Source organism: Peterkaempfera podocarpi (genome assembly GCF_042466665.1).
Taxonomy (GTDB): domain Bacteria; phylum Actinomycetota; class Actinomycetes; order Streptomycetales; family Streptomycetaceae; genus Peterkaempfera; species Peterkaempfera podocarpi.
The window spans coordinates 2,128,365-2,153,665 of sequence record NZ_CP162102.1; the positions used below are offsets into that span (position 1 = coordinate 2,128,365).

General features: G+C 72.3%; 23 protein-coding genes and 1 pseudogene. 18 read left to right on the forward strand and 6 right to left on the reverse strand.

The features are described 5' to 3' along the window. The 3 genes from AB0761_RS09390 (at position 1) to AB0761_RS09400 (ending at position 4,370) form a co-directional block, all read left to right on the forward strand. Positions 1–1,431, forward strand: a complete 1,431-nt coding sequence (locus AB0761_RS09390; protein WP_377268507.1) for a cytochrome P450 — start codon at positions 1–3, stop codon at positions 1,429–1,431. Further along, complete coding sequence (locus AB0761_RS09395; RefSeq protein ID WP_377273985.1) at positions 1,413–2,540, forward strand: cytochrome P450; 1,128 nt, start codon at positions 1,413–1,415, stop codon at positions 2,538–2,540. The genes AB0761_RS09390 and AB0761_RS09395 overlap by 19 nt, the downstream gene beginning before the upstream one ends. Before the next feature lie 231 nt (positions 2,541–2,771). Next, the gene (locus AB0761_RS09400) at positions 2,772–4,370 is read left to right on the forward strand and encodes a protein kinase (RefSeq protein WP_377268508.1); all 1,599 of its coding nucleotides are present in this window, start codon (positions 2,772–2,774) and stop codon (positions 4,368–4,370) included. A gap of 30 nt (positions 4,371–4,400) precedes the next feature. On the opposite strand, the gene AB0761_RS09405 is transcribed toward AB0761_RS09400, so the two are convergent. Beyond that, on the reverse strand, positions 4,401–4,727 hold the full coding sequence (locus AB0761_RS09405; protein ID WP_377268509.1) for a GNAT family N-acetyltransferase: 327 nt from the start codon (positions 4,725–4,727) through the stop codon (positions 4,401–4,403). Positions 4,728–5,010: 283 nt separating this feature from the next. Between AB0761_RS09405 and AB0761_RS09410 the strand changes: the two genes are divergently transcribed. Continuing rightward, positions 5,011–5,469: a MarR family winged helix-turn-helix transcriptional regulator gene (locus AB0761_RS09410; protein ID WP_377268510.1), complete on the forward strand. Its 459-nt coding sequence runs from the start codon at positions 5,011–5,013 to the stop codon at positions 5,467–5,469. Between the two features lie 69 nt (positions 5,470–5,538). Next, entirely contained in the window at positions 5,539–6,003 is a 465-nt protein-coding gene (locus tag AB0761_RS09415; protein ID WP_377268511.1) for a PPOX class F420-dependent oxidoreductase, read from the forward strand. 235 nt (positions 6,004–6,238) lie between these two features. Here AB0761_RS09415 and AB0761_RS09420 read toward each other — a convergent pair whose 3' ends face one another. Further along, positions 6,239–6,733 carry a hypothetical protein gene (locus tag AB0761_RS09420; RefSeq protein ID WP_377268512.1) on the reverse strand — a complete coding sequence of 165 codons (495 nt, stop codon included), beginning with the start codon at positions 6,731–6,733 and terminating at the stop codon, positions 6,239–6,241. A gap of 165 nt (positions 6,734–6,898) precedes the next feature. On the opposite strand from AB0761_RS09420, the gene AB0761_RS09425 reads away from it, so the two are divergent. Next, the gene (locus AB0761_RS09425) at positions 6,899–9,376 is read left to right on the forward strand and encodes a SpoIIE family protein phosphatase (protein ID WP_377268513.1); all 2,478 of its coding nucleotides are present in this window, start codon (positions 6,899–6,901) and stop codon (positions 9,374–9,376) included. 15 nt (positions 9,377–9,391) lie between these two features. On the opposite strand, the gene AB0761_RS09430 is transcribed toward AB0761_RS09425, so the two are convergent. Then, complete coding sequence (locus AB0761_RS09430) at positions 9,392–10,066, reverse strand: phosphatase PAP2 family protein (RefSeq protein WP_377268514.1); 675 nt, start codon at positions 10,064–10,066, stop codon at positions 9,392–9,394. A gap of 332 nt (positions 10,067–10,398) precedes the next feature. On the opposite strand from AB0761_RS09430, the gene AB0761_RS09435 reads away from it, so the two are divergent. Next, complete coding sequence (locus tag AB0761_RS09435; RefSeq protein WP_377268515.1) at positions 10,399–12,732, forward strand: GH92 family glycosyl hydrolase; 2,334 nt, start codon at positions 10,399–10,401, stop codon at positions 12,730–12,732. Positions 12,733–12,739: 7 nt separating this feature from the next. Here AB0761_RS09435 and AB0761_RS09440 read toward each other — a convergent pair whose 3' ends face one another. Continuing rightward, on the reverse strand, positions 12,740–13,660 hold the full coding sequence (locus AB0761_RS09440) for an alpha/beta fold hydrolase (protein ID WP_377268516.1): 921 nt from the start codon (positions 13,658–13,660) through the stop codon (positions 12,740–12,742). A gap of 121 nt (positions 13,661–13,781) precedes the next feature. On the opposite strand from AB0761_RS09440, the gene AB0761_RS09445 reads away from it, so the two are divergent. The 11 genes and pseudogenes from AB0761_RS09445 (at position 13,782) to AB0761_RS09495 (ending at position 23,884) form a co-directional block, all read left to right on the forward strand. Then, entirely contained in the window at positions 13,782–14,228 is a 447-nt protein-coding gene (locus AB0761_RS09445; protein WP_377268517.1) for an SsgA family sporulation/cell division regulator, read from the forward strand. A 91-nt stretch (positions 14,229–14,319) separates the two neighbouring features. Further along, positions 14,320–15,695: pseudogene (locus tag AB0761_RS09450) on the forward strand (GH1 family beta-glucosidase). A 125-nt stretch (positions 15,696–15,820) separates the two neighbouring features. Then, positions 15,821–16,015, forward strand: a complete 195-nt coding sequence (locus AB0761_RS09455) for a hypothetical protein (protein ID WP_377268518.1) — start codon at positions 15,821–15,823, stop codon at positions 16,013–16,015. Positions 16,016–16,119: 104 nt separating this feature from the next. Beyond that, positions 16,120–17,289: a pyridoxal phosphate-dependent aminotransferase gene (locus AB0761_RS09460; RefSeq protein ID WP_377268519.1), complete on the forward strand. Its 1,170-nt coding sequence runs from the start codon at positions 16,120–16,122 to the stop codon at positions 17,287–17,289. A 229-nt stretch (positions 17,290–17,518) separates the two neighbouring features. After that, positions 17,519–17,797 carry a hypothetical protein gene (locus AB0761_RS09465; RefSeq protein WP_377268520.1) on the forward strand — a complete coding sequence of 93 codons (279 nt, stop codon included), beginning with the start codon at positions 17,519–17,521 and terminating at the stop codon, positions 17,795–17,797. A gap of 381 nt (positions 17,798–18,178) precedes the next feature. Continuing rightward, complete coding sequence (locus tag AB0761_RS09470) at positions 18,179–19,777, forward strand: hypothetical protein (RefSeq protein ID WP_377268521.1); 1,599 nt, start codon at positions 18,179–18,181, stop codon at positions 19,775–19,777. Beyond that, positions 19,777–20,178, forward strand: a complete 402-nt coding sequence (locus AB0761_RS09475) for a hypothetical protein (protein WP_377268522.1) — start codon at positions 19,777–19,779, stop codon at positions 20,176–20,178. Before AB0761_RS09470 ends, AB0761_RS09475 begins: the two co-directional genes overlap by 1 nt. Before the next feature lie 547 nt (positions 20,179–20,725). Next, positions 20,726–22,252, forward strand: coding sequence for a hypothetical protein (locus AB0761_RS09480; RefSeq protein ID WP_377268523.1), 1,527 nt, complete (start codon positions 20,726–20,728; stop codon positions 22,250–22,252). A gap of 517 nt (positions 22,253–22,769) precedes the next feature. Next, positions 22,770–23,117, forward strand: a complete 348-nt coding sequence (locus AB0761_RS09485; protein ID WP_377273986.1) for an aminotransferase class I/II-fold pyridoxal phosphate-dependent enzyme — start codon at positions 22,770–22,772, stop codon at positions 23,115–23,117. A gap of 66 nt (positions 23,118–23,183) precedes the next feature. Then, entirely contained in the window at positions 23,184–23,444 is a 261-nt protein-coding gene (locus AB0761_RS09490; RefSeq protein ID WP_377268524.1) for a CopG family transcriptional regulator, read from the forward strand. Continuing rightward, entirely contained in the window at positions 23,441–23,884 is a 444-nt protein-coding gene (locus tag AB0761_RS09495) for a PIN domain-containing protein (protein WP_377268525.1), read from the forward strand. Before AB0761_RS09490 ends, AB0761_RS09495 begins: the two co-directional genes overlap by 4 nt. Before the next feature lie 272 nt (positions 23,885–24,156). Here the strand turns inward: AB0761_RS09495 and AB0761_RS09500 are convergent, their stop codons facing one another. Together AB0761_RS09500 and AB0761_RS09505 are read right to left on the reverse strand one after the other, a co-directional pair. After that, positions 24,157–24,366: a hypothetical protein gene (locus AB0761_RS09500; protein ID WP_377268526.1), complete on the reverse strand. Its 210-nt coding sequence runs from the start codon at positions 24,364–24,366 to the stop codon at positions 24,157–24,159. Further along, complete coding sequence (locus AB0761_RS09505; protein ID WP_377268527.1) at positions 24,363–25,145, reverse strand: COG4280 domain-containing protein; 783 nt, start codon at positions 25,143–25,145, stop codon at positions 24,363–24,365. Before AB0761_RS09505 ends, AB0761_RS09500 begins: the two co-directional genes overlap by 4 nt. Positions 25,146–25,301: the final 156 nt, after the last annotated feature.

A 25,301-nucleotide genomic window follows, 5' to 3' on the forward strand; every position in this document is an offset into this window, starting at 1 on the left:
GTGACCGCCCCTGTCCAACCCACCGGCCCCGCAGACCACCCGGTGCCGCCCCCCGGCTGCCCCGCCCATGGCGGCGGCAGCAACCGGATCCCGCTCCACGGCGCGGACTTCGCCGCCGACCCGGACTCCGTCTACGCGCGGCTGCGGGAGTACGGCCCCGCGGCGCCGGTCGAGCTGGCCCCCGGAGTCGACGCCAAGCTGGTCACCTCCTACGGCACCGCGCTCAAGGTGCTGCGCGGCACCCAGACCTTCGTCAAGGACGCCCGGCGCTGGCGCGCCCTGGCCACCGGCGAGGTCTCCGCCGACAACCCGGTGGTGCCGATGATGGTCTACCGGCCCAACTGCCTGTACGCGGACGGCGAGGCGCACACCCGGCTGCGCTCCGCGGTGACCGACAGCCTGGACCGGGTGGACCCGCACGAGCTGCGCCACTACGTCGAGCAGAGCGCCGACGCCCTGATCGACGACTTCAGCCGCGCGGGCACCGCGGACCTGATCGGCGACTACGCCAAGCGGCTGCCGCTGCTGGTCTTCAAGCAGATGTTCGGCTGCCCCGGCGACATCGGGGACCGGCTGGTCGCGGGGATGTCCGGCATCTTCGACGGCGTGGACGCCGAGAAGGCCAACGAGATGCTCACCCGGGCGACGATCGACCTGATCACGCTCAAGCACCAGCGGCCCGGTGCCGACGTGACCTCGTGGCTGATGGCCCACCCGGCGCAGCTGACCGACGAGGAGGTCATCCATCAGCTTGTGGTTCTGCTGGGCGCCGGGACCGAGCCGCAGCAGAACCTGATCGCCAACACGCTTCGGCTGCTGCTCGCGGACGACCGCTTCGCGGGTGACCTCTCCGGTGGCAGCCTGCCGGTGGAGGACGCCCTCGACGAGGTGCTGTGGACCACCTACACGCCCATGGCCAACTACGCCGTCCACTACCCCGTCCAGGACACCGAGCTGGACGGGGTCCGGTTCCGCGAGGGGGAGCCGATCGTGATCTCCTTCGCGGCCGCCAACACCGACCCCTCCCTTCCCGCCGGCCACCGGGCCGGCAACCGCGCGCACCTCGCCTGGAGCGCCGGGCCCCACACCTGCCCGGCCAAGAGCCCCGCCCGGCTGATCGCCACGGTGGCCATCGAGAAGCTGCTCGACCGCCTTCCTGACCTCGAACTCGCCGTACCCGTGGGTGAGTTGTCCTGGCGGCCCGGCCCGTTCCACCGGGCACTGAGCTCCCTCCCCGTCCGCTTCCCCCGTTCCGCTGCACCCGCACAGCCCGACGAGAACCCTGGAGCGCGCTCATGGCACAGCAGCCCGCCTGCCCCTTCCGACTCGACCCCGCCGGCGGCGACTTCGACGGTGAGTCCGCCGAGCTCCACTCCCTCGGCGCCGCGACGCTCGTGGAGCTTCCGAACGCTGTGGAGGCGTGGTCGATAAACAGCTTCGAGCTGCTGAAGCGGCTCCTCAACGATCCGCGTGTCTCCAAGGACCCCAACCAGCACTGGCCGGCCTTCATCAACGGGGAGATCCCGCAGGAGTGGCCGTTCTTCATCTGGGTCGCGGTGAGCAATATGTTCACCGCGTACGGCGAGGACCACATGCGGCTGCGCAAGCTGGTCGCCAAGGCGTTCACACCGCGCCGGACGGCGGCCATGCGGCCGCGGATCGAGGAGATCACCGGTGAGCTGCTGGACGCCGTCGGGGCGGCCCCGGCGGGCGAGCCGGTCGACCTGCGGTCGGCCTTCGCCCACCCGCTGCCCATCGAGGTGATCTGCGGTCTGTTCGGCGTCCCGGAGAAGTCCCGGGACGGGCTGCGCCGGACGGTGGAGTCGGTCTTCAACGCCGCCGCCGAGCCGGAGGAGGTCGCGGCCACCCAGGTCGCCCTCTACGGGCTGCTGACCGACCTGGTCTCGTCCAAGCGGGCGGAGCCCGGCGACGACATGACCAGCGATCTGATCGAGGCCCGCAGTGAGGACGACGGCTCGGCGCTCAGCGAGACCGAGCTGCTGGACACCCTGCTGCTGACCATCAGCGCCGGCTTCGAGACCACCGTCAACCTGCTCGACAACGCCATCACCGCGCTGCTCACCCATCCCGAGCAGCTGGCGCTGGTCCGGTCCGGCGAGGCCACCTGGGACGACGTCATCGACGAGACGCTGCGGTGGCGGGCGCCCGTGCCCCACCTGCCGCTGCGCTACGCCGTGGACGACATCGAGCTGGCGGACGGCACCACCATCCGCAAGGGCGATGCGATCCTGGCCGCGTACGGCGCGGCGGGGCGCGACCCCGAGCTGCACGGTGACACCGCCGCCGACTTCGACATCACCCGGCCGACCCGGCGCGACCACCTGGCCTTCGGCTACGGCGCCCACTACTGCCTGGGGGTGTCCCTGGCCCGGCTGGAGGCCAATGTCGCCCTGCCCGCCCTGTTCGAGCGCTTCCCCGACCTGGCGCTGGCGGTCCCGCAGGACGCGCTGGAGCCGCTGGGCACCATGCTGGCCAACGGGCACCGCGTGGTGCCGGCCCTGACGGCCCCGGCCGTCTGACCCAGCCACTGCGGCGGGCTCCCTCCCGGGGGCCCGCCGCAGCCGCGTCCGGCGCCGCAGGCCGGCCGCGCACCCGAGGTCCCGGCGGGGTCCGGCCGAGCGGCTCCGCGCTGCCGCACATGGCTCCCGTACGACGTCGGCTGACGGTTCGTGGGAATTCGCCCGACCGGGCGCCGCCGGAGCGTCCGTGTGGCGTGTCTGCGGGGTCGGGCGTGCGGGATTATGACGTCCATGGGAGACACGCTGCGGACCGTCGGCGGCCGCTACACCCTGCGGGCCTCGCTCGGCCGCGGCGGCATGGGCACGGTGTGGCGGGCCGACGACGTCCTGCTGGACCGTCAGGTGGCCGTCAAGGAGGTCCATCTGCGGGAGACCGGGGACGGCGGCGGTGCCGAGGTGCAGCGGGAGCGGACGCTGCGTGAGGCCCGTGCGGCGGCGCAGATCAGACACCCCTCGGTGGTCGGCGTCCATGACGTGGTGGAGCAGGACGGCCGGCTGTGGATCGTGATGGAGCTGGTGGACGGGCGGTCGCTGGCCGATGTGATCGCGGCCGACGGCCCGCTCGACCCCAGGGAGGCGGCCAGGACCGGCCTCGCGGTGCTGGACGCCCTGGGCGCCGCGCACGGGCGAGGGGTGCTGCACCGGGATGTGAAGCCGGCCAATGTCCTGCTGGAGCGCGGCACCGGCCGGGTGGTGCTCACCGACTTCGGGATCGCCCGGCTGGACGGCAGCGCCACGCTGACCGAGGTGGGCTCCTTCCTGGGCTCGCCGGAGTTCACGGCTCCCGAGCGGGTGGAGGGCGGGGCGGCCGGCCCGGCGTCGGACCTGTGGTCGCTGGGGGTGCTGCTCTGCGCGGCCCTGGCCGGCCGTTCGCCGTTCCAGCGGGACTCCATGGCGGCGATCCTGCACGCGGTGATGTTCGAGGAGATATCGCTGCCCGAATCCGCGCGGCCGCTGGCCCCGGCCGTGGAAGGGCTGCTGCGCCGCGACCCGGCGGAGCGGGCGACCGCGGCGGAGACCGCCCGGCGGCTCCGGGAGTTCCTGGCCGATGCGGGCACCGCGACCCAGACCGCCCGACTGGCCTCCGGCCGGGCGGGACGCACGTCGCCGCAGGACGCTGCCGCGCTCGTGGGCTCCGCGGCGGTGCCGGAGGAGGTCGCGGCCGCGGGGCCCGACACGGCCCCGCCGCAGCGCCGGGGACGGCCGCGGCTGCTGGTCGCGGGGGTGCTGCTGGTCGCTGCGGCGGTGGGCGCGGGGGTGATCGTCGCACTGCTCCCGGGGCAGCAGGAGCGACCCGGGGCCTCCACCGCCCCGCACTCCTCGGCGCCTGCCTCCGCTCCCCGCGTCTCCACGCACCCGGCCCTCACCCCCTCGTCCTCCGCTTCCCTGGCCTCCGCCGCGCCGCCCGGCTACACGCTGGTCCATGACCCGCTGGGCTTCTCACTGGACGTACCGGACGGCTGGACCCGCTCCCTGGAGCCGCCCCGGGTCTTCTACTACTCCCCGGGCCGGGTCTTCCGGCTGGGCATCCGCATCGGCGCGCGGACCGCCGCCGGTCCGATGGCGGATCTCGGCGCCCAGGCCGCCCGCGGTCCCAAGGACTATCCGGGCTACCACGACGGCACGGTCGGCGAGACGGTGATGCACGGCGGTACGGCCGCACTGTGGCAGTTCACCTGGGCGGGTGACGGCGGTGGGACGCGGCGTTCCCGCGATCTGAGCTGGGTGGAGCACGGCCACACCTACGACCTGTGGATCTCCGCACCGCTGGAGCGGGACCAGGAGGCGTGGAAGCACTTCCAGACCGCGCAGTCGTCGTTCCGTCCCTGAGGCCAGCCGGGCACCGGAACCGCGCCGGGGTCAGCTCCGGGTCAGCGCATAGGTGCGCAGTCCGTCGGCGTCCTCGGTGCGCCGGAACCCGGCGCGGTCCATCACCCGCTGGGAGGGCAGATTGCCGGGCGCCGTGGTGGCGGTGACCCGGTGCACACCGGGCTGCCGCAGTGCCCAGCCCGCCAGGGCCTGCAGCGCCTCGGTGGCGTAGCCGCGGCCGCGGGCGCCGGGGGCGAGTTCAAAGCCGATCTCGGTGGCACCGTCGAGGGGCGGTCCATGGAAGCAGATGCCGCCCCCACGCTCAGCCCGTCCGTGCGCCGGTCGATCCGGTAGAGCGCCCAGCCCGGTGTGTGGCAACCCGCGTCGGCTGCCAGGGTGAGCACTCCGGCGGCCTCCCGGGTGCCCGCTCCCGGTACGCCGCCCAGCCACTCCCGGCCGCCGGTGCGGCCTGCCACCAGCAGGGCGGCCTCGGCGGGCAGCACCTCGTGCAGGACCAGACGCTCGGTGGGCAGGGCGCACGGGGCGGGGGGCTGGTCCATGCCGGCCATTATGCCGCCCGGGAAAATATTCTTGAGCACTCAATGGTCATGGCATGCTTGAGCACTCAAGGAGTACTCAAGGAATACTCGCGGAGGTAGCGATGAGTGAGTATCTGGACGCCTGTCTGCGCCTCGCCCGGGCGCAGGCGGTGCTGGTCAAGCGGTTCGACAACCAGCTGGGCAGGCTGCACGGCCTGAGCTTCGCCGACTTCCTGCTGCTCCAGCAGCTGGGCAGCGCCCCCGGCGACCGGATGCGGCGGGTGGACCTCGCCGCCGCCCTGGGCCTCACCGCGTCCGGGGTCACCCGCTCGCTGGGCCCGCTGGAGCGGGTCGGCCTGGTGGAGCGGGAGCCCGACCCCCGGGACGCCCGGGTGGCCTATGCCGCACTGACCGACGCGGGCCGGGAGCGGCTCCAGCACGCCGAGAAGGCCGCCGGCCAGCTGGCCGCGTCGGTGCTCGGCGGTGAGGAGTGGGCACCCGGGGAGGTGGCCGCACTGACGGGCTTCCTCACCAGGCTCGGCGGCACCGGGCTGCCCGCGCAGCCCGGCGGGACTGCCTGACCCATCGCCGTGCCCCGTCGGCAGCAGCCCGGCGGGGCGTGGCGGGGCCGGCGCGGTAGCGTGCTCGGCATGGCACCCAGATTCGCTACCGCACACCGCCCGGACCTGGCCGAACTGGTGGAGTTCCTGCGCCCGCGCCACCGCGCGCTGCTGATCACCACCCGGGCCGACGGCCGCCCCCAGACCTCGCCCGTCGCCTGCGGGGTGGACTCCGAGGGCCGCATCGTGGTCTCCACCTATCCGCAGCGGGTCAAGTCCCACAACGCCCGGCGGGACGCCCGGGTGTCGGTCTGCGTGCTGTCCGACGACTGGGACGGCCCGTATGTCCAGGTCGACGGTGAGGCCGAGGTGCTGGACCTGCCGGAGGCCCTGGAGCCGCTGGTCGACTACTACCGCTGCATCGCGGGCGAGCATCCGGACTGGGACGAGTACCGGGAGGCCATGCGCCGTCAGGGCAAGTGCCTGATCCGGGTCACCCCGCAGCGCTGGGGCCCGATCGCCACCGGCGGCTTCCCGCCCCCCTCGGACGCTTAGCACTCGTCCGGCCATGCGCGCCGTTGCGGCGTGCGGCGTCCGCAGGGCCCCTCCTCGCCGAAGGCGGGCAAGGAGGGCGCATCGCACGGCGGAGGATCGACCTCGTACGGGGCGTACCCGGTCGACTCAGCGAAGTGCCCTGCCTGGGGGTACCTCCCGGCCGAAGGCCGGGGGAGCGTCGCGCGCCGGGCGGGAACGGTCGGACAGGCCCTCGCCCCCACCGGCCGGGCGGACCTCAACCCGAGTGGTGTCCCTGGTGCGCGGTGGAGCCCTCCAGCACCCCGCCCAGCCGCAACCGGAGCCGCGCCAGGACGGCCGGGTCCCCGCCCACCGCCCAGCGCGGCCCCACCAGGTACTGGCCGTAGCTCTCCGCCTCGGCCTTCCACTGGCCGAGCCCCGTCTGCGTGGTGAAGACCACCATGGCCACGCGGCCCGCGGACGAGGAGCAGACCGCCTGCCGGAAGTCCGCGTTGGCGGTCCCCGGGTGCAGCGAGCAGCCCGAGAGCGCCGCCAGCCGGGCCAGATCCGGCGGCGCGGGCGCCACCGAGGGAGCGGGCGGGGCGGCGGCGGAAGCCCCCGGGAGGGCGGCGCCGGCCCGAGGAACACCCCCCGCGAAGGCGGCCCCCGCGAGTGCGGCGCAGAGCGCCGAGCCGGCCAGCAGCCGGGTCTGGAAGCGGCGCGCCCCCGTGGCGGCCGGGGCGGCGACGGGGATCGCCGGGCTGACGGCCATGGCAGCCCTCCTCGCGTACACGGTCGTGCTCTGGGTACGCGTCGCACTGTGCGGCGGTTCACCCCGCGACGACCGCACCCGGACCCCCGGTGAGCAGCGGAGCACGGGCGGGTTCAACCCGCGGATCCGGCTGCGAAGGCGGCCTGGAGACGATGTAATGACCAGGTGGGAGGCGAGCAGGCGGAGAGCCACGGGACCCGGACGCTGCGCGCGGATCTCGCCCGCAGGCTGCTCCGCTCCGGTCTCGACACCGCCACCCCGTTGCGGGCTCTCGCCGAGCAGATCCTGGTGTCCACGGGCGCCACGCTGGCCGCGGTGTACGCCCCGTGCGAGCGCACCGACCAGCTGACCCTGGTCGAGGAGGCCGGCGCCCCGCGCACCCTGTACGGGCTGCCCGATTCCTATCCCACAGCCGGGGACTCCCCGCCGGCGCGAGTGGTCGCCACCGGGGTGCCGCTCTGGCTGGCGTCCGGTGAGGCGGTGGACTCCGGCCTCGACCCGCTGCTCCCCGCGGGGGCGTCGCTGGCCGTACTCCCGCTGAGCGGCGCGCCCGGGCAGGGCTGCCTGCTGGTCGTGGACGAGTGCCCGGACAGCTTCGACGACGAGTACCGCCAGGTGCTGGGCATGTTCGCGGAGCGGATGTCGGCCGACGACGCTCTGCCGCCGAGCGGGTCGGCCGTCGATGACGTCGGCCATTTCATGCTGACCCTGACCACCGGCTGCCTGGAGGCCGACGCCCGGGTGCTGGAGCTGTTCGACCTGGCTCCGGAGGAGTTCGACGGCCGGGTGGAGTCGCTGCTGGCGCTCACCGTCCCGGAGGACCTCCCGAGCCTGATGTCCGCGCTGGACCCCAGCCACGGGGCCGCCGGACGCGACCTGGAGTTCCGCATCCGGCGCCGCGGCGGCGATCTCTGCTGGCTGCGGATGTGCAGCGAGCTCACCCTGAGCCATGACGGCCTGCCCACCCGGTTGATGGGCACCATCGCCGACGCCTCCCGGATGCGGCCCGGTGTCGATGACATCTCCCTGGTGCGACGGCTGGCGGCGACCCTGGCGACCGCGGTCACCGTCAAGGACGTGGGCCGCGCGGTGGTGGCCGCGCTCCGCCATCCGCTGGGCGCCGCACGGGTCGCGCTCGCCGAGCTGGAGTCGGAGCGGCTGGTGGTCACCCTGCTCGACCCGCCCGAACCCGAGGCCTGGCCGGACATCTGGCGCAGCCAGTGGCGTACCGAGTGGCCCGACGCCCCTGCCCGCGCCATGCCCACCCTGGAGACCGCACTGCGCGAGGGCCGCGCCTCCTACTGGCCGGCGGGCGCGCCCCTGGAGGAGGCGCTGACCGGCATCGGGCCCGGCGGGCTCGCGGTGCTGCCGCTGCCGTCCTCGGGCCGGATGGTGGGCGGCTGCATGCTCGGCTGGTCCGCACCCCATGAGTTCACCGCCGATGAACGCGCCCTGCTGACCGCCGCCGCCGCGCTGGCCGGACAGGCGCTGGAGCGGGCCCGTGCGCTGGACGCCGAGCACGAGCTGATCGGCACCCTCCAGCGCAGCCTGCTGCCACGGCGGCTGCCGGCGCTGCCCGGGGGCACGGCCGTGGCCCGCTATCTGCCCGCCACAGCCGGGCTCCAGGTCGGCGGCGACTGGTACGACGTCATCCCGCTGACCGACGGGCGGGTGGCGCTGGTGATCGGCGATGTGCAGGGACACAACGCGGTCGCCGCCACGTTGATGGGTCAGATCCGGACCGCGATCCGGGCCTATGCGATGGAGGGGCACCCGGCCGACGTGGTGGTGTCGCACGCCAACCGGCTGCTGGTGGGGATCGGCGCCGACCTCTTCGCCACCTGCTGCTATGTGGTGGTGGACATGGAGGAGGGCACCGCCTGGTGCGCGCGGGCCGGACACATCCCGCCGGTGCTGCGGCTCCCGGACGGCTCCACCGAGGTGGTCGACGCCGAGGGGGGACCGCCGCTGGGCGTGGACGACGACGCCTACTATCCGATCACCCCGCTGGCGCTGGTGCCGGGCACGGTGGTGGTGCTCACCACCGACGGTCTGGTGGAGTCCCGCAGCCTCACCCTGGACGACGGTCTGGAGCAGCTCCGCGACATCCTGGCCCGCACCGATCCGGGTGATGTGGAGCTGGTGGCCGACGCGCTGCTCGGCGGCGTCGACCGGCGGGACGACGACGTCGCGGTGCTGCTGCTGCGCTATGTGGGCGTGGGATCGCTTCCGGTACGGGCCGGCTGGGCGGTGTGGCGGCTGCCCGAGGCGGTCTCCCATGCCCGCCGTTTCGTGGGCCGTACGCTCAACTCCTGGGGACTGGGCGATCAGCGGGATGTGGTGCTGCTGATCGTCTCCGAACTGGTCACCAATGCCCTGGTGCACACCCAGGGGCCGGTGCGGCTGGACCTGACCTATGTCGCCGACCGGCTGCGGATCGCGGTGACCGACGCCTCCCCCCGCTCGCCCGTCAAGCCGGCCAGCATCGGCTGGGAGGCCACCGGAGGACGGGGGATCCTGCTGGTGGAGGCGGTGTCCACCGGGTTCGGCTCGCTGCCGATGGGCGGCGGCAAGCAGGTGTGGAGCGAGATTCCCGTCCCTGCGGGGCGGGCGAACCATCACCATGCGAACGGCCGCCGCTGAGCTGACGGTACGTCATCACCGTTGCGATGCCGCCGACTCCCGCGCCGCCAGAGCATCGAGCAGCGGCAGCGCCGCAGCCAGCCAGGCCGCAGCGAGCAGCCAGCCGCCGAGGACGTCGGTGGGCCAGTGCACCCCCAGATAGACCCGGCTGGCGCCGACCGCCGCGGCCCAGCAGAGGCAGAGCAGGGCGGCGATCCGTCCGGCGGTGCGGTCGGCGGCCCGGACGGCGGCCCAGGCGAGCAGGCCCGCGGCGATCGCCGAGGTGGTGGTGTGACCGGAGGGGAAGGCATGGCCGCCGGCTCTCGCGGCCCAGTCGGCCACCGGCGGCCGGGGCCTGGCCAGCGCTTCCATCAGCGCGGTGCGCAGCAGTTGACCGAGCGCCAGGGCCACCCCGCACGCCGCGGCGACGGCCGCCCTGCGGCTCGGCGGAGTTCCCCGGCGGCAGACCGTCCACCCGGCGGCGAGGGCCACCAGATACGGGACGGGCCCGGTGCCGGTCGCGGTGAGCAGCCGGACCAGGGCCGCCGCGGTGGCCGGGCGGTGGGCGACGGCCCAGTCGTGCAGCGTCCGGTCGATCCGGAAGGGGTGCCCGGACCTCGCCGCGACCGCCTGGGCGAGCAGCCCGAAGGCGACGGCCGGCAGCGCGAAGACGACGGCCCGGCGAAGCGCGGTCGTGGGGCGCGGGGCCATGGGCTACTGCCTTCCCTTCGGGTGCGTCCGCCGGCGTCCGACGTGTGACAGCAATGCGTCTACGTCAATGTAGACGACAGCGCGGTGTCCGGCGCCACCCGGACGGCGCAGCGCACGCCGGAGCGCCACGGAGACGGGATGGCACAGGGACGGAGCGTCTGTCCAGCGGTGCGCCGCCGTCCGGGTGAGCCGCCGGTGGTCACGCAGCGTGCCGGACGGCCGGGTGCCGGGGCGGCCCTAGCGTGCTGGCGAGGAGTGCGCCAAGCGCCTCCGTATCCCGTGACCGCCTGCGCCGCGGACGGGAAGGCCGTCGCTTCCGGGGAGGCACACCCATGTCCGCTGCACCGCTGTCCGCCGCCCGAACCCGGCGTCTGCTCCCCCGGCTCTCCGGCAGCACCCGGGCCTTCGGCGCGGGCGCCGCCGCGCTGGCCCTGCTGGCCGCGGCCCCCGCGCCCGGCATTGTGCCGGCCCGTGGCGCAGGGCCGGTGTCCGATCCCGCCTCGCTGGTGAACCCGCTCATCGGCACCGCCGGGGTGGTGCACACCTTCCCCGGCCCGGTGGTGCCGTTCGGGATGATGCAGCTGGGTCCGGACACCACGCCGCTGCGGACCTACGGCGGCGGTTACGGCTACTCGGCGAAGCGGCTCTCCGGCTTCAGCCTCACCCATCTGAGCGGGCCGGGCTGCCCGGCGGGCGGCGATGTGCCGCTGCTGCCCCTGTCGGGCGGCCTTCCCGACGACCCCGGCAAGGCCTCGGTGGGCTTCTCGCACCAGCGGGAGACGGTGCGGACCGGCCTCTACCGGGTCACCGACGACAACGGAGTGACGACCGAGCTGGCCGCCGCCACCAGAGCCGGTATCGCCCGGTTCACCTTCCCCGCCGGGAAGGACGCCCGGCTGCTGCTGAAACTGCGCGGCGGCGCCACCCGGGTCGACGGCACCCGGCTCCGCGTCGTCTCCGACCGGGAGATCGTGGGCTCGGTGCGCAGCGGTCACTTCTGCGGTGCCGACAACGCCTACACCCTGCACTTCGCCATCACCTTCGACCGTCCGCTGACCTCCGCGGGCACCTGGCGCGGCTCCCGGAAGACCGTCCTCCACGGCCCCGGTGCCACCCAAACCAAGGACGCCGACGGCGCGTACGCCACCTTCGACACCTCCGGCGGACACACCGTCACCGCCCGGATCGGGATCTCCTACACCAGCCAGGACGGCGCCCGGCGCAATCTTCAGCGCGAGGCCGCGACCCGGAACGTCCGCGCCCTGGAGAGCGCCGCCCACTCGGCCTGGAACCAGGTGCTCGGACGGATGCGGGTGACCGGTGGCACCCATGACGAGCAGGTGCAGTTCTACACCGCCCTCTACCATGCGCTGCTGCACCCCAATGTCTTCAGCGACACCGACGGGCGCTACGCCGGCATGGACAAGAAGACCCACAGCGTGCCCCGCGGCCACGCCCAGTACGCCAACTTCTCCGGCTGGGACACCTATCGCAGCCAGGCCCAGCTGATGGCCCTGGTGGACCCGGCGGTCGCCGGGGACATGGTCTCCTCCATGCTGCGCGACTTCGACGAGAGCGGCTCACTGCCCAAGTGGGCGCAGAACAACGGCGAGAGCTGGGTGATGATCGGCGACCCTGCGGACGGCATCATCGCCGGGGCGTATGCCTTCGGGGCGCGCTCCTTCGACACCCGCCGGGCCCTGTCGGTGATGGTCCGCGAGGCCGTCGGCCCCAACCACGCGCGGCCGGGGCAGGCGGTGCGCGACCGGCTCGGCTATCTGCCGGTCGACGGGAAGGACTGGGGCTGCTGCCACTTCTACGGCACCGTCTCCACCCAGCTGGAGTACGACAACGCGGACTACGCCCTCGCGGCCTTCGCCCGCAGTCTCGGCGACCGGGCCACCTACACCCGCTTCGCCACCCGGGCCCAGGACTGGCAGAACCTCTTCAACCGCGCCTCCGGCTATCTGCAGCCCAGGCTGGCCGCGGGCGGCTTCGCCTCCGGCTTCACCCCGGGAGCCACCCGGGGCTTTGTGGAGGGCACCTCGGCCCAGTACACCCCGATGGTCGCCTTCAACCTGCGGCGGCTGATCCAGGGCCGCGGCGGCGCCAAGGCCTGGAGCGCCTATCTGGACTCCCTGCTGAGGGATCTGCTCCACCCCACCCCCACCACCGCCGACCTCAACAACGAGCCCAGCGTCGGCATCCCCTGGCAGTACAACTGGACCGGCGAGCCCTGGAAGACCCAGCGGGCGGTGCGCAAGGTGCAGCGCACCCTCTGGTCCAACACCCCGTACGGGCAGTTCGGCAACGACGACCTGGGGGCGATGAGCTCCTGGTACGTCTGGTCGATGCTGGGCCTCTACCCGGCAGTGCCCGGCTCCGACCTGCTGGTGCTGGGCAGCCCCGCCTTCCCCGCGGTGACCGTCTCCCAGCCCGGCGCCGCGCCGTTCACCGTGCTGGGGCGCGGCGCCGCGGCCGGCAGCCCGTATGTGCACGGGCTCACCCTGGGCGGCAGGGCGCACCCCCGGCCCTGGCTGACCTTCCGCGAACTGCGCGGCCGCACCCTGGACTTCACCCTGGGCAGCACCCCGGCCACGGGCTGGGGCACGGCCTCCGCGCCGCCGTCGGACGCCACCGGCCAGCGCCCCTGGCCGCGTCGCTGACGCGCCGTCACACCGGCTGCTCCCGTTCCGTGGAACCGGTCCGGGCCGCAAAAGCCCGGACCAGCTCCGCCACCTCGGGCGCCCGCTCCAGCAGCGCCGACCAGTGGCCGGCACGCAGCGTCCGCCGCTCCAGGCGGGGCACCCATCGCTCCAGCCCCTCGGAGAGCGCGGGCCGGACGAAGCGGTCACCGCTCAGCGTGACCAGCTGCACCGGGACGGCGGTGCTGCGGTGCCCCGGGCGGGCGACCCGGGCGATGAAGTTGGCCCGGTACAGCTCGATCCCCCGTGCCGCGTCCCGGGCCAGCGTCGGCTGCGGATGCCCCGGGCGCGGGCGCACCCCCTCGGCGCGGGCCAGCAGCCTTCCCCAGATCCTGGCCAGCCCCAGCCGCCACACCGCCGGGGCCAGCACCGGCACATGGAACGCCGCGATGTACCAGGAGTGCAGCGACTGGTCGAACAGCTGCCGCAGGCCGTGCGGTGTGGGACGGGAGAGCCGCTCGCGGTACCAGTGGCCGACATGGTCCAGACAGGGCCCCGAGATGCTGGTGTACGAGGCGATCCATTGCTCCGCCCCCGGAGCGGTGACCGCCTCCCAGGACTGCAGCGACCCCCAGTCGTGCGCCACCAGATGCACCGGACGGCCGGGGCTGACCGCGTCGGCCACCGCCAGCAGGTCGGCGGCCAGCAGTTCCAGCCGGTAGCCGGCGCGGCTCTCCGGCACCCCGGAGTCGCCGGCGCCGCGCACGTCGTAGCGGACCACATGGTGGTCCGCGGCGAGCTCGGCCGCGATCTCGTCCCACACCCGGCGGGTGTCGGGATAGCCGTGCACCAGCAGCACGGTGGGCCGTGCGGGATCCCCCTGCTCGGCCACGGCGAGCGGCAGTCCGGCGGAGTGGACGGTACGGCGGCGTACGGCGGTGGGGTCCATTCCGCGAACCTACCCCTTGTCGACAGTCGGTCCAATAGCGTTCGACCCGAACCTGTGTAAGACCTCCGAACGCATGCTCTCTCCAGCGGTGGACGGACCCGCACCGAAGGAGCACCGCACCATGCAGGACCCGATGGAGACCGACCTGGCCGTGCTGCTGCTCACGCCCGGCGGCGGCCCGGCCCGCGCCCGCCTGCGTCTCCCCGCAGAGCACCCCCACCGAATCCGCCTCGCCCTCCACGGACGATATGCCACCGCATGGACCGGGCGGCACTGGACGCTGCCCAGGGGGCTGCTGGCCGAGGGCCTCTTCCGCCCCTGCCGGCAGGGCGGCGTCCGGATCCGCCCGATCGTCCTGGACGGCCGCCGCGGCATCCGGCTCACCCTCGCCGAGGGGCCGGGCGAGCCCATGCTGGAGACCGCAGCCGCCCCGCTCGGCGCCTGGCTGGAACAGACCCTGCGGCACGCCCCCGCCCGCCCGCCCCGCCGGCCGCCCGCGCCCGACTGGGAGGAACTGCTCCACCCCGCGCCCCTCCCCTGGCTGCGCACCCCGCCGCCGACCCCCTGACCCCGCCGCAGCACGGGCCATGCAGGGGTCTCGCCGCGACCGCCGCGCCGCCCTAGGCTGAGCCGCACTCAGGTCCGGGCGAGGAGGCGCGATGACGAGCAGGCTGCCAGCGTTCCCCGAGGGCTTCCTGTGGGGTGTGTCCACGGCCGCGTACCAGATCGAGGGGGCGGTCGAGGAGGACGGCCGGGGGCCGTCCGTCTGGGACACCTTCGCGCACACGCCCGGCCGGGTCCGCGACGGCCACACCGGCGACACCGCCTGCGACCACTACCACCGCTGGCCCGAGGACCTGGAGCTGCTCGGCGGCCTCGGGGTGGGCGCCTACCGCTTCTCCATCTCCTGGCCCCGCGTCCAGCCGGACGGCAGCGGCGCCCCCAACCCCAAGGGCCTGGACTTCTACGACCGGCTGGTCGACGCACTGGTGGAGCGCGGTGCGAACCCGTCCCCACCCTCTACCACTGGGACCTGCCGCAGCCCCTGGAGGACCGCGGCGGCTGGCTGGACCGCGACACCCCCCACCGCTTCGCCGAGTACGCCGCCCTGGCCGCCGAACGGCTGGCTGACCGGGTGGGACGCTGGATCACCCTCAACGAGCCGCTGGTGCACATGGCCGAGGGCTACGCCTTCGGCACCCACGCCCCCGGCCGGGCCCTGCTCTTCGACGCCCTGCCCGCCGGCCACCACCAGTTGCTCGGCCACGGCCTGGGCGTCGCCGCGCTGCGGGCGCACGGCGCCCGCCGAGTGCTGCTGACCAACAACTGCACCCCCGTCGTGCCGGCAAGCGACTCGCCCGAGGACATCGCCGCCGCGGACGTCTACGACGCCTTCCACAACCGGCTGTTCAACGACCCCGTGCTGCTGGGCAGCCACCCCGACCTGACCGCGGTGGGGCTGCCCGCCGAGCCGCCCTGGATCCGCGACGGGGACCTGGAGACCATCAGCGCCCCACTGGACGCCCTGGGTATCAACTACTACAACCCCACCCGCATCGCGGCCGCCGCACCCGGCAGCGGCCTGCCGTTCGACATGGTGCCGATCGAGGGCGTGCCCACCACCGCCTTCGGCTGGCCGGTGGTCCCGGACGGCCTCCACGACCTGCTCATCGGTCTGCAGCAGCGGTACGGCACGGCCCTGCCACCGATCCTGGTCACCGAGAACGGCTGCTCGGTCGAGGACTCCGTGGACGGCGACGGCCGGGTCCGCGACACCGCCCGCATCGACTACCTCGACGGCCATCTGCGGGCGCTGCACCGGGCGATCGGCGAGGGTGTCGATGTCCGCGGCTACTTCGTCTGGTCGCTGCTGGACAACTTCGAGTGGTCCGACGGCTACCACCAGCGTTTCGGCCTGGTCCATGTCGACTACGCCACCCAGCGCCGCACCCCCAAGGACTCCTACCACTGGCTGCGCACCGCCCTCGCCGGGCCGCTCCCGGCAGGTCCCGGCCCTCGGGCCGGGGAGGACTGACACGGGGGACCCGCCTCGGCGACCTGCTGCCCACGGGTGTCCGTGCCGCCCCCGGTACGGGCAGCATGTCAGCCGACAGGCCGCACCCTCCGTCACCCCGGGCGAGGGCGGTCGTTGTACGCGTCGTGGAGACCACGCGCATCCCCCGCCAGCTCCCGCCCCCCGCGGAAGCCGCCCGCCCCCGCTCCGCCCCGCCCGCCGCCTGGCTGGACACCCCGCTCTTCGCGTCGCTCGCCGAGCAGTGGCGCGCCGGCGGCCGCGCCGTCCCCGGCCTCCCCGACGCCGAGTGGAACCACCTCACCCGCAGGCCCCCCGGCTGACTCCGCGCCGCACCCCCGGCCGGGGGCGGGATTTGCCGCGCCCGGCGGCGCGGCGGAGGATGGCCCGCGGACCGACGGAAGGCCGCTGGGACAAGGGAGACCGCATGAGTGCGAGGCCGCTGCTCAACCGCAGGCTCGACGGGATGGGCACCACCATCTTCGCCGAGATGTCGGCACTGGCCGTCAGGACCGGTTCGATCAACCTCGGCCAGGGCTTCCCGGACACGGACGGCCCCGAGGAGATCCGCGAGGCCGCCGTCCGCGCCCTGCGGGAGGGGAAGGGCAACCAGTACCCGCCCGGCCCGGGCATCCCGGAACTGCGCGCCGCGATCTCCGACCACCAGCAGCGCTTCTACGACCTCGCCTTCGACCCCGACAGCGAGGTCCTGGTCACCGCCGGCGCCACCGAGGCCATCGCCGCCACCATGCTGGCGCTGCTGGAGCCGGACGACGAGGTCATCGCCTTCGAGCCCTTCTACGACTCCTACGCCGCCTGCATCGCGATGGCCGGCGCGAAGCGCGTACCCCTCACCCTGCGCGCCCCGTCCTTCCGCCCAGACCTGGACGAGCTGCGCGCCAAGATCACCCCGCGGACCCGTCTCCTTCTCCTCAACACCCCGCACAACCCGACCGGGATGGTCCTCACCGCCGACGAACAGAGCGCCATCGCCGCACTCGCCGTCGAACACGACCTGCTCGTCGTCACCGACGAGGTGTACGAGCACCTGGTCTTCGAGGGCACCCACCGCCCCATCGCGACCCTGCCCGGCATGCGCGAGCGCACGGTCACCATCGGTTCGGCCGGCAAGACCTTCTCCTTCACCGGATGGAAGGTTGGATGGGTCACGGCGAACAGCTCGCTCGTCTCCGCCGTCCGAACGGCCAAGCAGTACCTGACGTACGTCAGCGCGGGCCCGTTCCAGTACGCGATCGCCGAAGCGCTGCGGCTGCCGGACTCGTACTTCGACGGCTTCCGCGCCGACCTCCGCCGCAAGCGCGACCTGCTCGGCGACGGTCTGCGCGCGGCCGGATTCGAGGTCTACCAGCCTCAGGGCACGTACTTCATCACCACCGACATCACGCCCTTCGGCGAGAAGGACGCCTACGCCTTCTGCCGCTCCCTCCCCGAACGCTGCGGCGTCGTCGCCATCCCCAACTCCGTGTTCTACGACGACCCCGACGCTGGCCGCAGCCAGGTCCGCTTCACCTTCTGCAAGAAGGACGACGTTCTCCAGGAGGCCGCCGACCGCCTGCAACGCCTGGCGTCGTCCTGAGCTCACCCCCCTTCACCCCGAATGAGACCGAGGCAAGGCCACCACGGGCTTGAGCGGGTCCGACTGCCAAGACGGTCTGCACTCATTCGAGTGCAGACCGGCCGATCGAACTCGGCAGTACCCACAACCCCGTAGCGTCGCCAAAGTGGAGTCCAGACGCGTAGCCCAAGGCGTGCCGCTTAAGGAGTACCAGCTGACGTGTGGGGATCACAGTCGGCAGGAAGAGGCGGTGGCCATCGCGGACTGGGTGCAGCGCCAACTGGCCAAGGCACCGCCATGGTCCGACGAAAAGTTCGAGGCCATCCAGGAACTGCTGGGTCCGCCTCCTCATCCCTCGGAGTTCGTGCGCTGGCGGGTGCGCCTGTACTGCGGGCATATCCGGGAGGTCAGGCGTTTGCGGAGCCAGGAACGGCCCGACGGAGGAGTCACCCACCAAGAGCGCTGCACGGAGTGTGGCGTCGCCCCCTCGGTGATCGTGGCGTTCGAACCGCTTGCCGACGGCGGTTGATCACTGCCCCGTTTTCGGAGAAGGGGAGTGCGACCGCGCGTTGATGCTGTGCGCGCGACGCGTTCTCGGCTGAGAGCGGTATTCGGTCAAACCTTCACCGATCCAGGCCGGTTGAGCGCAATGTCGCGTTTGCGGTCTGGTGGTTCCAGGACTTCACCATGATGATGCCCGCCGTGTCAGCGAACGGGGGGCGGCAATGGGGTTCGGTCGGGGACTGCGTGTACGAGAGGGGCGTGCCCCGGAAGGGATGGTCGACGGGCCCGCAGTGCCGGTTCAAGTCAGCCCTGCCACCTCTGCCGGCGGCGGCCACGGCGAGGTGGACCCGACCTCGTCGGAGGTGACAAGGCTGCTGTGCCAAGCCGTCACACCCGTCCCGACCGGGTGAAGGCCGTCAAGGTGTGGTGGAGCAAGATCCGGGGCAAGGATCAGAAACCGAACAAGCCGCGGCGCAGCACTCGCAGACGCATCTATCTGGAGGGCAGCGACGACTGCCCTCCCCTGGGTGAGCCCATGGCCCAGTGGGTACGAGATCACGTCCTGCACGGGCCGCCGCTGCCTGTGCCGTCGTACGGATTCGACCTTGTGCCCGTCGTCGCGCACAGTCTGCGCGCACGGCGACGCCGATGGCTGCGGCGAACACTCGTCCTGCTCCTCGTCATCGCCGTCGCGTACGAGGTTCCCCGTGCCGCCGTCGTATGGGCAGGCGCCGTTTTGCTGGCTTGCCTCATGTGGTGGGCCGGGCTACGGGCGGCCCGCAAGGGCAAGAAGTCGAGGCTGGCGCCCTCGCCCCGTCTGGCGTACCTCGTTCTGTGTGTGCCCTGGATACTCGCCGTAGTGCCCTACGAGCCGATACGCGGTGAGGCGGTCACCCTGCGAACCGGGCTGCTCCTGCTGCCGTTCGTCCTGCTGGCCGGAGCCGTGCTCGTCTGTGCGGGAGATCGCCTCATGGCGCGGGTTGGGTTGTCCAGGATCGTCCGGGACGGCATCGCGTCTGACCGCCTGCCCTGGGCATCGGCGAAGGCCACGCGTCGGATGGCTCTCATCAGCGACGAGCAGACACGGCTCGAATTGCCCTATGACCATCCGGAAACTTTCGTCGGAGCCGGACGCTATGTATGGGGCGTGGCTGACATCGGTATCCCGCTCAAGCCCAAGGATCCAGAGGTATCGATCAAGCCCTTCGGCGAGCGGGAGCTACTGCGGCGGATGGGCGACGCGCTCAGAGAACTGGGCCGTGGCGCACGGGAGATCACCGACCCCCTGCCCGGTTTCTCCGTCACGGAGATTCTCGGGCTGCCGTCCGAGCTGTGGCTGCGACGGACCCGTGCCGCGAAATTGGAGCTGCCGGACCTGCGCGGCCGGGGTCGCCGGTCACCGTCCAGCGTGCCGGACCGACTGTATTTGCGGGCGCAGTGCGTCAGTTGGGACGGCCAGGTCGTGGTCACCCTGTTCGCGCATGCCGCACTGGAGGCAGGCGAACTACGGCTTACCCTGCGCCCCCACGTGATGACGCCCCTCTACAACGAGCTGAGGGTGACAGACTCACCCGTGGCCAAACGCGGAGCGAGACTGTACGGCTGGGTGGTGGTGCAGGCCCTGCTCGACTCCGTCCACGGGCCGCTCGCACTGTGGCAGAGGCTGACCCGGCTCGCCCTCGGAGTCCAGTCGGACGGCAGCCGGGCCGAGGAAAAGGATCCGGTCAGCCTCCGTGATCGGTACTCCACCGAAGAAGTTACCGACATGCATCAGGCCGACGACGCGAAGCGGCACGTCGTCCTCATGCAGACCTGCGTCTTCCGGGCTGTCTCCGCGTACCTCGAAGAACTGGGCGTGGACACCGTTGCGTACGAGCGCCAGGTGGCCGCGGTCATCACCAACATCCAGGTCTACGGCGACAACAACGCACCCATCCAGAACGTCGCCGGCAGCGGCATCAGCAGCGTCGGCCAAGACAACAAAGCTCAAGGAGGAGGAAGTTGATGGCTGTAGGACGTCGCCGCCCCGAACCGGAACAGGGACACGGCTCGGGTATCAGCATCGGCGGCAACAACATCGCCCCGCTCCAGAACGTGGTCGGGCAGAACATCTCGAACGTCCACCAGTCCGCGTCCGTCGAGACCCCCACCGTCAGCATGGAGACCGTGCGCGATCTCCTTGCCGCATTCCGCACCGAGGTGGATCAGAGCGGATCGGTCCTGCCGAACGCGCAGGTGCTCCGCGCCATGGCGGACTCCATCGACAACTCGCTGACAGCCTCGGATGCACCGGCGATTGGAGCGCTGCGCGGGGCTGTGCAAGCGTTGCCGGCCTTGGTGGCAGGGACCGTGGTGCAGCAGGGGGGTGACGCGCTCGCTCACGCCATTGCCGGATGGCTCAGCTGAGGTGGCAGCTGAGCCAATTCCTGGCTGGTCCCATGGACGATCCCGGTGGTCGGTATCGTCACGGTCTCACGCGGCAGCTTGCGGTCCGTGCTTCGCAGGCGCAACCAGCCGAGCGCCTCAGGGCTCGTTGCCTCCTCGGAGACCGGTCACTGGCCAGCACTCTCTTCACCGTGTTCTCGAGACTCCTCTGGAGCTTCACGGTCATCCGGATGGGAAGCTGCTCAACCCGGAACGGGCACGAGGGCCCTCTTACGACGGCTGAAACCAAACGGTATCGGCCAATGTCGCGTGAGGTGCCTGAAGAGATGGCGTGGAGTTACCACTTGGAGGCTTGATCGCTGGCAGGATCGGTGCCTCTGAGCAGCGTGCACACGCGTGCGAATCGAAGTGGCAATGAGGTGGGGGCGGTATGGCCAGAGGGCCGGAGGTCAGTGAGCGCGTTCGCCGGGAGCTCTGGAGACTGGCAAACGGCATGTGCGAGATATGTCGGCGGGAGCTGGACCCTGGAACTGCCGGACGCACCCCAACGGCTCAGACGGCACACAATGTGGCACTCAGCGATCACGGTCCCCGAGCGGACCCCACCCTGCCGATCGAGGCCAGGAACGCTGCATCGAACCTCCTGTTGTTGTGCTCGACCTGCCACGACATCGTCGACAAGAACAACGGGGCGGCGTACACCGTTGAGGAGTTGTCCAGGCTCAAGGCCGAGCACGAGACCTGGACCGCCGCCCTGAGGAAAGCCGGGCAGGCGTGGCGGATGAGCTACAGCAGCATCGACTACCTCAACGTACCGAGAGTTGCGATGCTTCCGGGCGGGGATGTCGTGCAGCAGGCGGCTCGACGTGCCGGCCTCGACCCGACGCGGCCGTTCTCTGGGCAGGGGTTCGCCCCCGGGATGTTCGTCGGGACTGTGCGTCCCGTCTTCGAGTCGTGGCGAGGGCACGCTGTTCCTCTCGGCGAAGCGCGTCTGGACGCGATCCGGCAGGGGATGTACGTGGCGTTCAACGCGCCGATGCGTAGCCGCAACGTGTCCAACCGACCGTTTCCTCGGCCGCTCACCGGAACATGGCAAGACGACCCCTACCTGTCCTTTCGACTGGGCGGACGTACGGTCATGATCCGGTATGACCCGCAATGGCTCACCACCACTACCGCCGGCACGGACTTGGTCAGCGCAGCAGCAGAGCAGGCCACCTACGCGGGGATCGGCCTTGTCGTCGGTGAATCCGCCGATGCGATTCGGATCTCCGCGCTGTTCTTCGGGAAGCCACAGACCGCAGAAGGGGCGTTCATGAAGTACGTCATTCAGGGCGAGGGTGAAACCGTAGGGATGGTGTCTGTCGATGACTTCGAGACAGGGTTGTCGTCGCACGGGGCGGGATCGCGGCTGCTGGGCGCTACTCGTGACCCGAGCAACGATGACGTCACTGTGGCACTGCACTTCAACGAACTTGAGGTCGACCCCGGGCAGATCCAGCGTGAGACGTTCCGGCAGCTGATGCGGGTGGTGCCGGAGTTCCGGCGCGATCTCACGGTCGCCGTGGGCAATCTCGTCACCCACTCGGGGCTGACCGGCCTGCCGAAGCCGCTTGACATCGCAGCGGCCCACTTGGCGGGTGAGCCCAAGGTGTGGTCGACGCACTCCATCAACGCTCTGGGCACTCTGCTGGCGGACGTGGAAGTGGCCTTCGCCGTCGTCCGCGGCGTGCGCAGGGGCCAACTCGATGACTTGCACCAAGCGCTCCTGGCTGAGTCGAAGAGCTACCTCGGGGCGGTCGAGGTGAATCTTCGGCGCCCGACACACCAGCGTTTCTACGACGTGAGCCCTCGCTATCGGCTCGTCGAAGCGGATCTCCGACTGCTGTACAGCGCCAAGGAGTACTACGGGGAACTCGGCGACTGGGATCACAGACCTCACGAGCTGCTTGATGAGTGGGAATCGGAGGAGATCTTCAAGAGCGTGGCCTGGGAGGAGGACAAGGAACAAAGCGCTACTGACGAACGCCAGGCTGAGGAAGAGGTGTCCGGGTGGTTGGCCATGATGGACCCGGACCAGGGAGCAGCGGATTGATGGCCCCTGAACCCCGTAGGCGTACAGCACTCTCCGCTCGCACCTCGCCGTAGACAGATCCTGGGGACCCCGTGGCCACCGGTGGCCGGTGGCACGGTGTCCTCCAGGGCGAGCACCCGGGGTAGTCCACGGACTATGGCTCGCACCGTGGTGGCCGTGGCCCGGCCAGACGCAGGTCTGACAGGACTTGGTGAGCGAGTTCGAAGGGCTGGTTTCGGGGGCCGTGGGGTACGGAGGTGGCGGATTCGAAACCGCGCTGTGCGGCGAGGGCTCTGGGGCCTACCAGCCCGGTGAGCCGGTAATGCCGCCAGAGGGGAATCGGCCGACGGGCATCGACCACGATGAGGTCGGGCCGACGCCAGATGACCAGCGCCCAGGGTCCCCCGTCGGAGTCAGAGCCCGAGCTGGCCCAGGCTCCGACCAGGGGCGCGTCTTCGGCTGCGCCGACTGCTTCGAGTGCCACCAGCGCGGGGTTGCTGAAGCGGCCGGTGACATGGAGCAGGAGTCGTCCGTGGCGATGTACGTCGCGCCCCTTCTCGGCGAGGGACCATACGGCGTCGGCGAGGGGATCGTCCTGGACGACGTCCGACGCCTCGCGGCGGGGCTCGCCGACGCCGGCTTCGAGGTCCACGCTCCGCAGGGCACCTACTTCATCACCACCGACATCGCCCGTCTCGCCCCCGGCGTGGACGCGTTGGCCTTCTGCCGCTCCCTGCCGGAGCGCTGCGGCGTGGTCGCCGTCCCCAGCTCCGTCTTCTACGACCACCCCACGGCCGGGCGCACCCAGGTCCGCTTCGCCTTCTGCAAGCAGCCCGACGTCCTCACCGAGGCGGCGGAGCGCCTCCGGAAGGCCTTCGCGGGCTGAGCGCGGCCGCCGGCAGGGGGTCGACCGAACAGGCCCCACCTCTGGTACATGAACTACTCTTGGTACATGTCGATGAAGCGCACCAACGTCTACGCCGACCCGGAAGATCTCGCCATCATCAAGGAAGCCGCCGCGCGCCGCGGCATCAGCGAAGCCGAGATCATCCGCCACGGCATCCATCTCGCCGCCATGGCCAGCCGCGTCTGGGACGAGCCCCTGTTCTCGCGGACCTTCGACGGCTCCGGACGCACACCCTCCAAGGAGGACGTCCGCGATGCGGTGGCGAATGCCGCTGCGCCGGCGGACGGGCGCGGGACCGCCGCGTGATCGTCGTCGTCGCCGACACCTCCGGTTTGCTGGCCGCGCTCGACTCCGCCCACCCGGAACACCACGCGTCCGGCGAGGCGCTGATGGCCGCGGGCCTCCTGGTGATGTCCCCCCTGCTGCTCGCCGAGGTCGACCATGTGGCCACGCGTGAACTCGGGCGGGTGGCCGCACTCAGCGCCGTCGACGACATCACCCGCTGGATGCGGGTGAGCCGCGTCGTCGTACCGGAGATCACCGAGGCCCACCTGTCCACCGCCCAGTCGGTACGGGCCCGGTACAGCGCACTGGACCTGGATCTCACCGACGCCGTGAACGTCGCCCTCGCCGCCGACTACGACACCGACGCCGTCCTCACCCTCGACCGTCGTGACTTCCGCGCCCTGCGTCCCCTGGGCCGGCACAAGTCGTTCCGCCTCCTGCCCGACGACCTGCCGCTCTGAGCGCAGAGGCCGCAGCCCCCTGGGCCCCGCAGCAATCCAGCCACACCGGACCCTGGCGGCGAGGCGGTTCGAGCCCGGCGGATCAGGCTGCGGACGGTGATGTCGTCGGGCAGTGACCCGAGTTCCCCAGGAGGTCCGAGATGCGGGCCGGAAACGGTGGATCAGGTCGGGCGGCGCCGGCAAGGGCGCGGCCGAAGGCGATGCCGTGGCCGCCGGTCATGCCCGGGCGCTTCCTGCCCCCTGGGGGTACGGAAGAGGCCGGCGCGGTGAGTTCAGTCCCGGCGGCGGCCGGCCGCGGCCCGGCGGAGCGACAGCCCGAGCAGCACCACGACGGCCGCGGGCGGCAGCCACCAGGCGTTGCTTCCGGTGTGCACCAGTCCGGCGGTGACGGCCAGTGCAAGCACGACGCCCAGCGCGACCCGCCAGTCGTCGCCGACGACGAAGTCGTACCAGAACGCGGCGACGGCGCGGATCCACCTCATCGCGGACCGCCTTCCGCGGAGGTCCGCGGTGCCGGTGCCGATGCCGATGCCGATGCCGCGGTGCGGCGCAGCACCGCCGCGAAGCCGGCCGCCAGCAGCGCCACCGCCGGTACGAGGACCGGCAGGGCGGCATCGGAGCCGGGCCAGCGGGCCCCGGCCCCCTCGGTGGACCAGAAGAGGCCGAAGGCGGTGAGCATGGTGCCCACCGCGAACTTCATGGTGTTCTCCGGGACCCTGGCGAGCGGCGCCCGGATCGCCAGGCCGAGGGCGGCGACGGCCAGGACCGCGGCGAGCGCACCAAGGGCGGCGAGGGGGATGTCGCGCCCGCTGCTGCCGAAGGTGACCACGATGAAAGCGACTTCGAGCCCCTCGAGGAAGACCCCCTTGAAGGCGAGGGTGAAGGCGTACCAGTCGCGGACCGGTCCGCGGCCGCCTGAGGCCGCGGCCCTGGCGGCGGTGAGCTGCCTGGCGTAGACCGCCTCCTCGTCGTGGTGCGCCCGGTGGCCCGAGGCGCGCAGTACGGCCTTGCGCAGCCACTGGAGTCCGAAGACCAGCAGCAGCGCTCCGACGACCAGGCGCAGCGGGTCGAGCGGGATCAGGCCGATCGCGGGCCCCAGCGCGGCCACCGCGGCCGCGAGTGCGACCAGCGCGGCGCCGGTGCCCTGCAGGGCCGACCCCCAGTGCCGGCCGGTACCGGCCGCCAGGACGACGGTGAGCGCCTCCACTGCCTCCACCGCACAGGCCAGGAAGACCGTCAGCAGCAGCGCCCAGGCGCTCATGGGCGGGCCTCCGGGTCGGGGGCGGGGTGGTCGCCTGGTGTCATCGCTCCTCCGGGCTCCTCCGGGCGGACGCGGTGGAGCGGGCAGCTCCCGGGCTCCGGTGGCCGCGGGGCGGCGTCCGCCGGTGTGCACAGTCCAGCATGGACCCTCGCCGGC

Bases quoted from the DNA above. Each gene is read 5' to 3' on its own strand.
- AB0761_RS09400 (WP_377268508.1), top strand. From the start codon at position 2,772: ATGGGAGACACGCTGCGGACCGTCGGCGGCCGCTACACCCTGCGGGCC.
- AB0761_RS09410 (WP_377268510.1), top strand. From the start codon at position 5,011: ATGAGTGAGTATCTGGACGCCTGTCTGCGCCTCGCCCGGGCGCAGGCG.
- AB0761_RS09415 (WP_377268511.1), top strand. From the start codon at position 5,539: ATGGCACCCAGATTCGCTACCGCACACCGCCCGGACCTGGCCGAACTG.
- AB0761_RS09420 (WP_377268512.1), bottom strand. From the start codon at position 6,733: ATGGCCGTCAGCCCGGCGATCCCCGTCGCCGCCCCGGCCGCCACGGGG.
- AB0761_RS09430 (WP_377268514.1), bottom strand. From the start codon at position 10,066: ATGGCCCCGCGCCCCACGACCGCGCTTCGCCGGGCCGTCGTCTTCGCG.
- AB0761_RS09435 (WP_377268515.1), top strand. From the start codon at position 10,399: ATGTCCGCTGCACCGCTGTCCGCCGCCCGAACCCGGCGTCTGCTCCCC.
- AB0761_RS09440 (WP_377268516.1), bottom strand. From the start codon at position 13,660: ATGGACCCCACCGCCGTACGCCGCCGTACCGTCCACTCCGCCGGACTG.
- AB0761_RS09445 (WP_377268517.1), top strand. From the start codon at position 13,782: ATGCAGGACCCGATGGAGACCGACCTGGCCGTGCTGCTGCTCACGCCC.
- AB0761_RS09460 (WP_377268519.1), top strand. From the start codon at position 16,120: ATGAGTGCGAGGCCGCTGCTCAACCGCAGGCTCGACGGGATGGGCACC.
- AB0761_RS09475 (WP_377268522.1), top strand. From the start codon at position 19,777: ATGGCTGTAGGACGTCGCCGCCCCGAACCGGAACAGGGACACGGCTCG.
- AB0761_RS09485 (WP_377273986.1), top strand. From the start codon at position 22,770: ATGTACGTCGCGCCCCTTCTCGGCGAGGGACCATACGGCGTCGGCGAG.
- AB0761_RS09490 (WP_377268524.1), top strand. From the start codon at position 23,184: ATGTCGATGAAGCGCACCAACGTCTACGCCGACCCGGAAGATCTCGCC.
- AB0761_RS09500 (WP_377268526.1), bottom strand. From the start codon at position 24,366: ATGAGGTGGATCCGCGCCGTCGCCGCGTTCTGGTACGACTTCGTCGTC.
- AB0761_RS09505 (WP_377268527.1), bottom strand. From the start codon at position 25,145: ATGAGCGCCTGGGCGCTGCTGCTGACGGTCTTCCTGGCCTGTGCGGTG.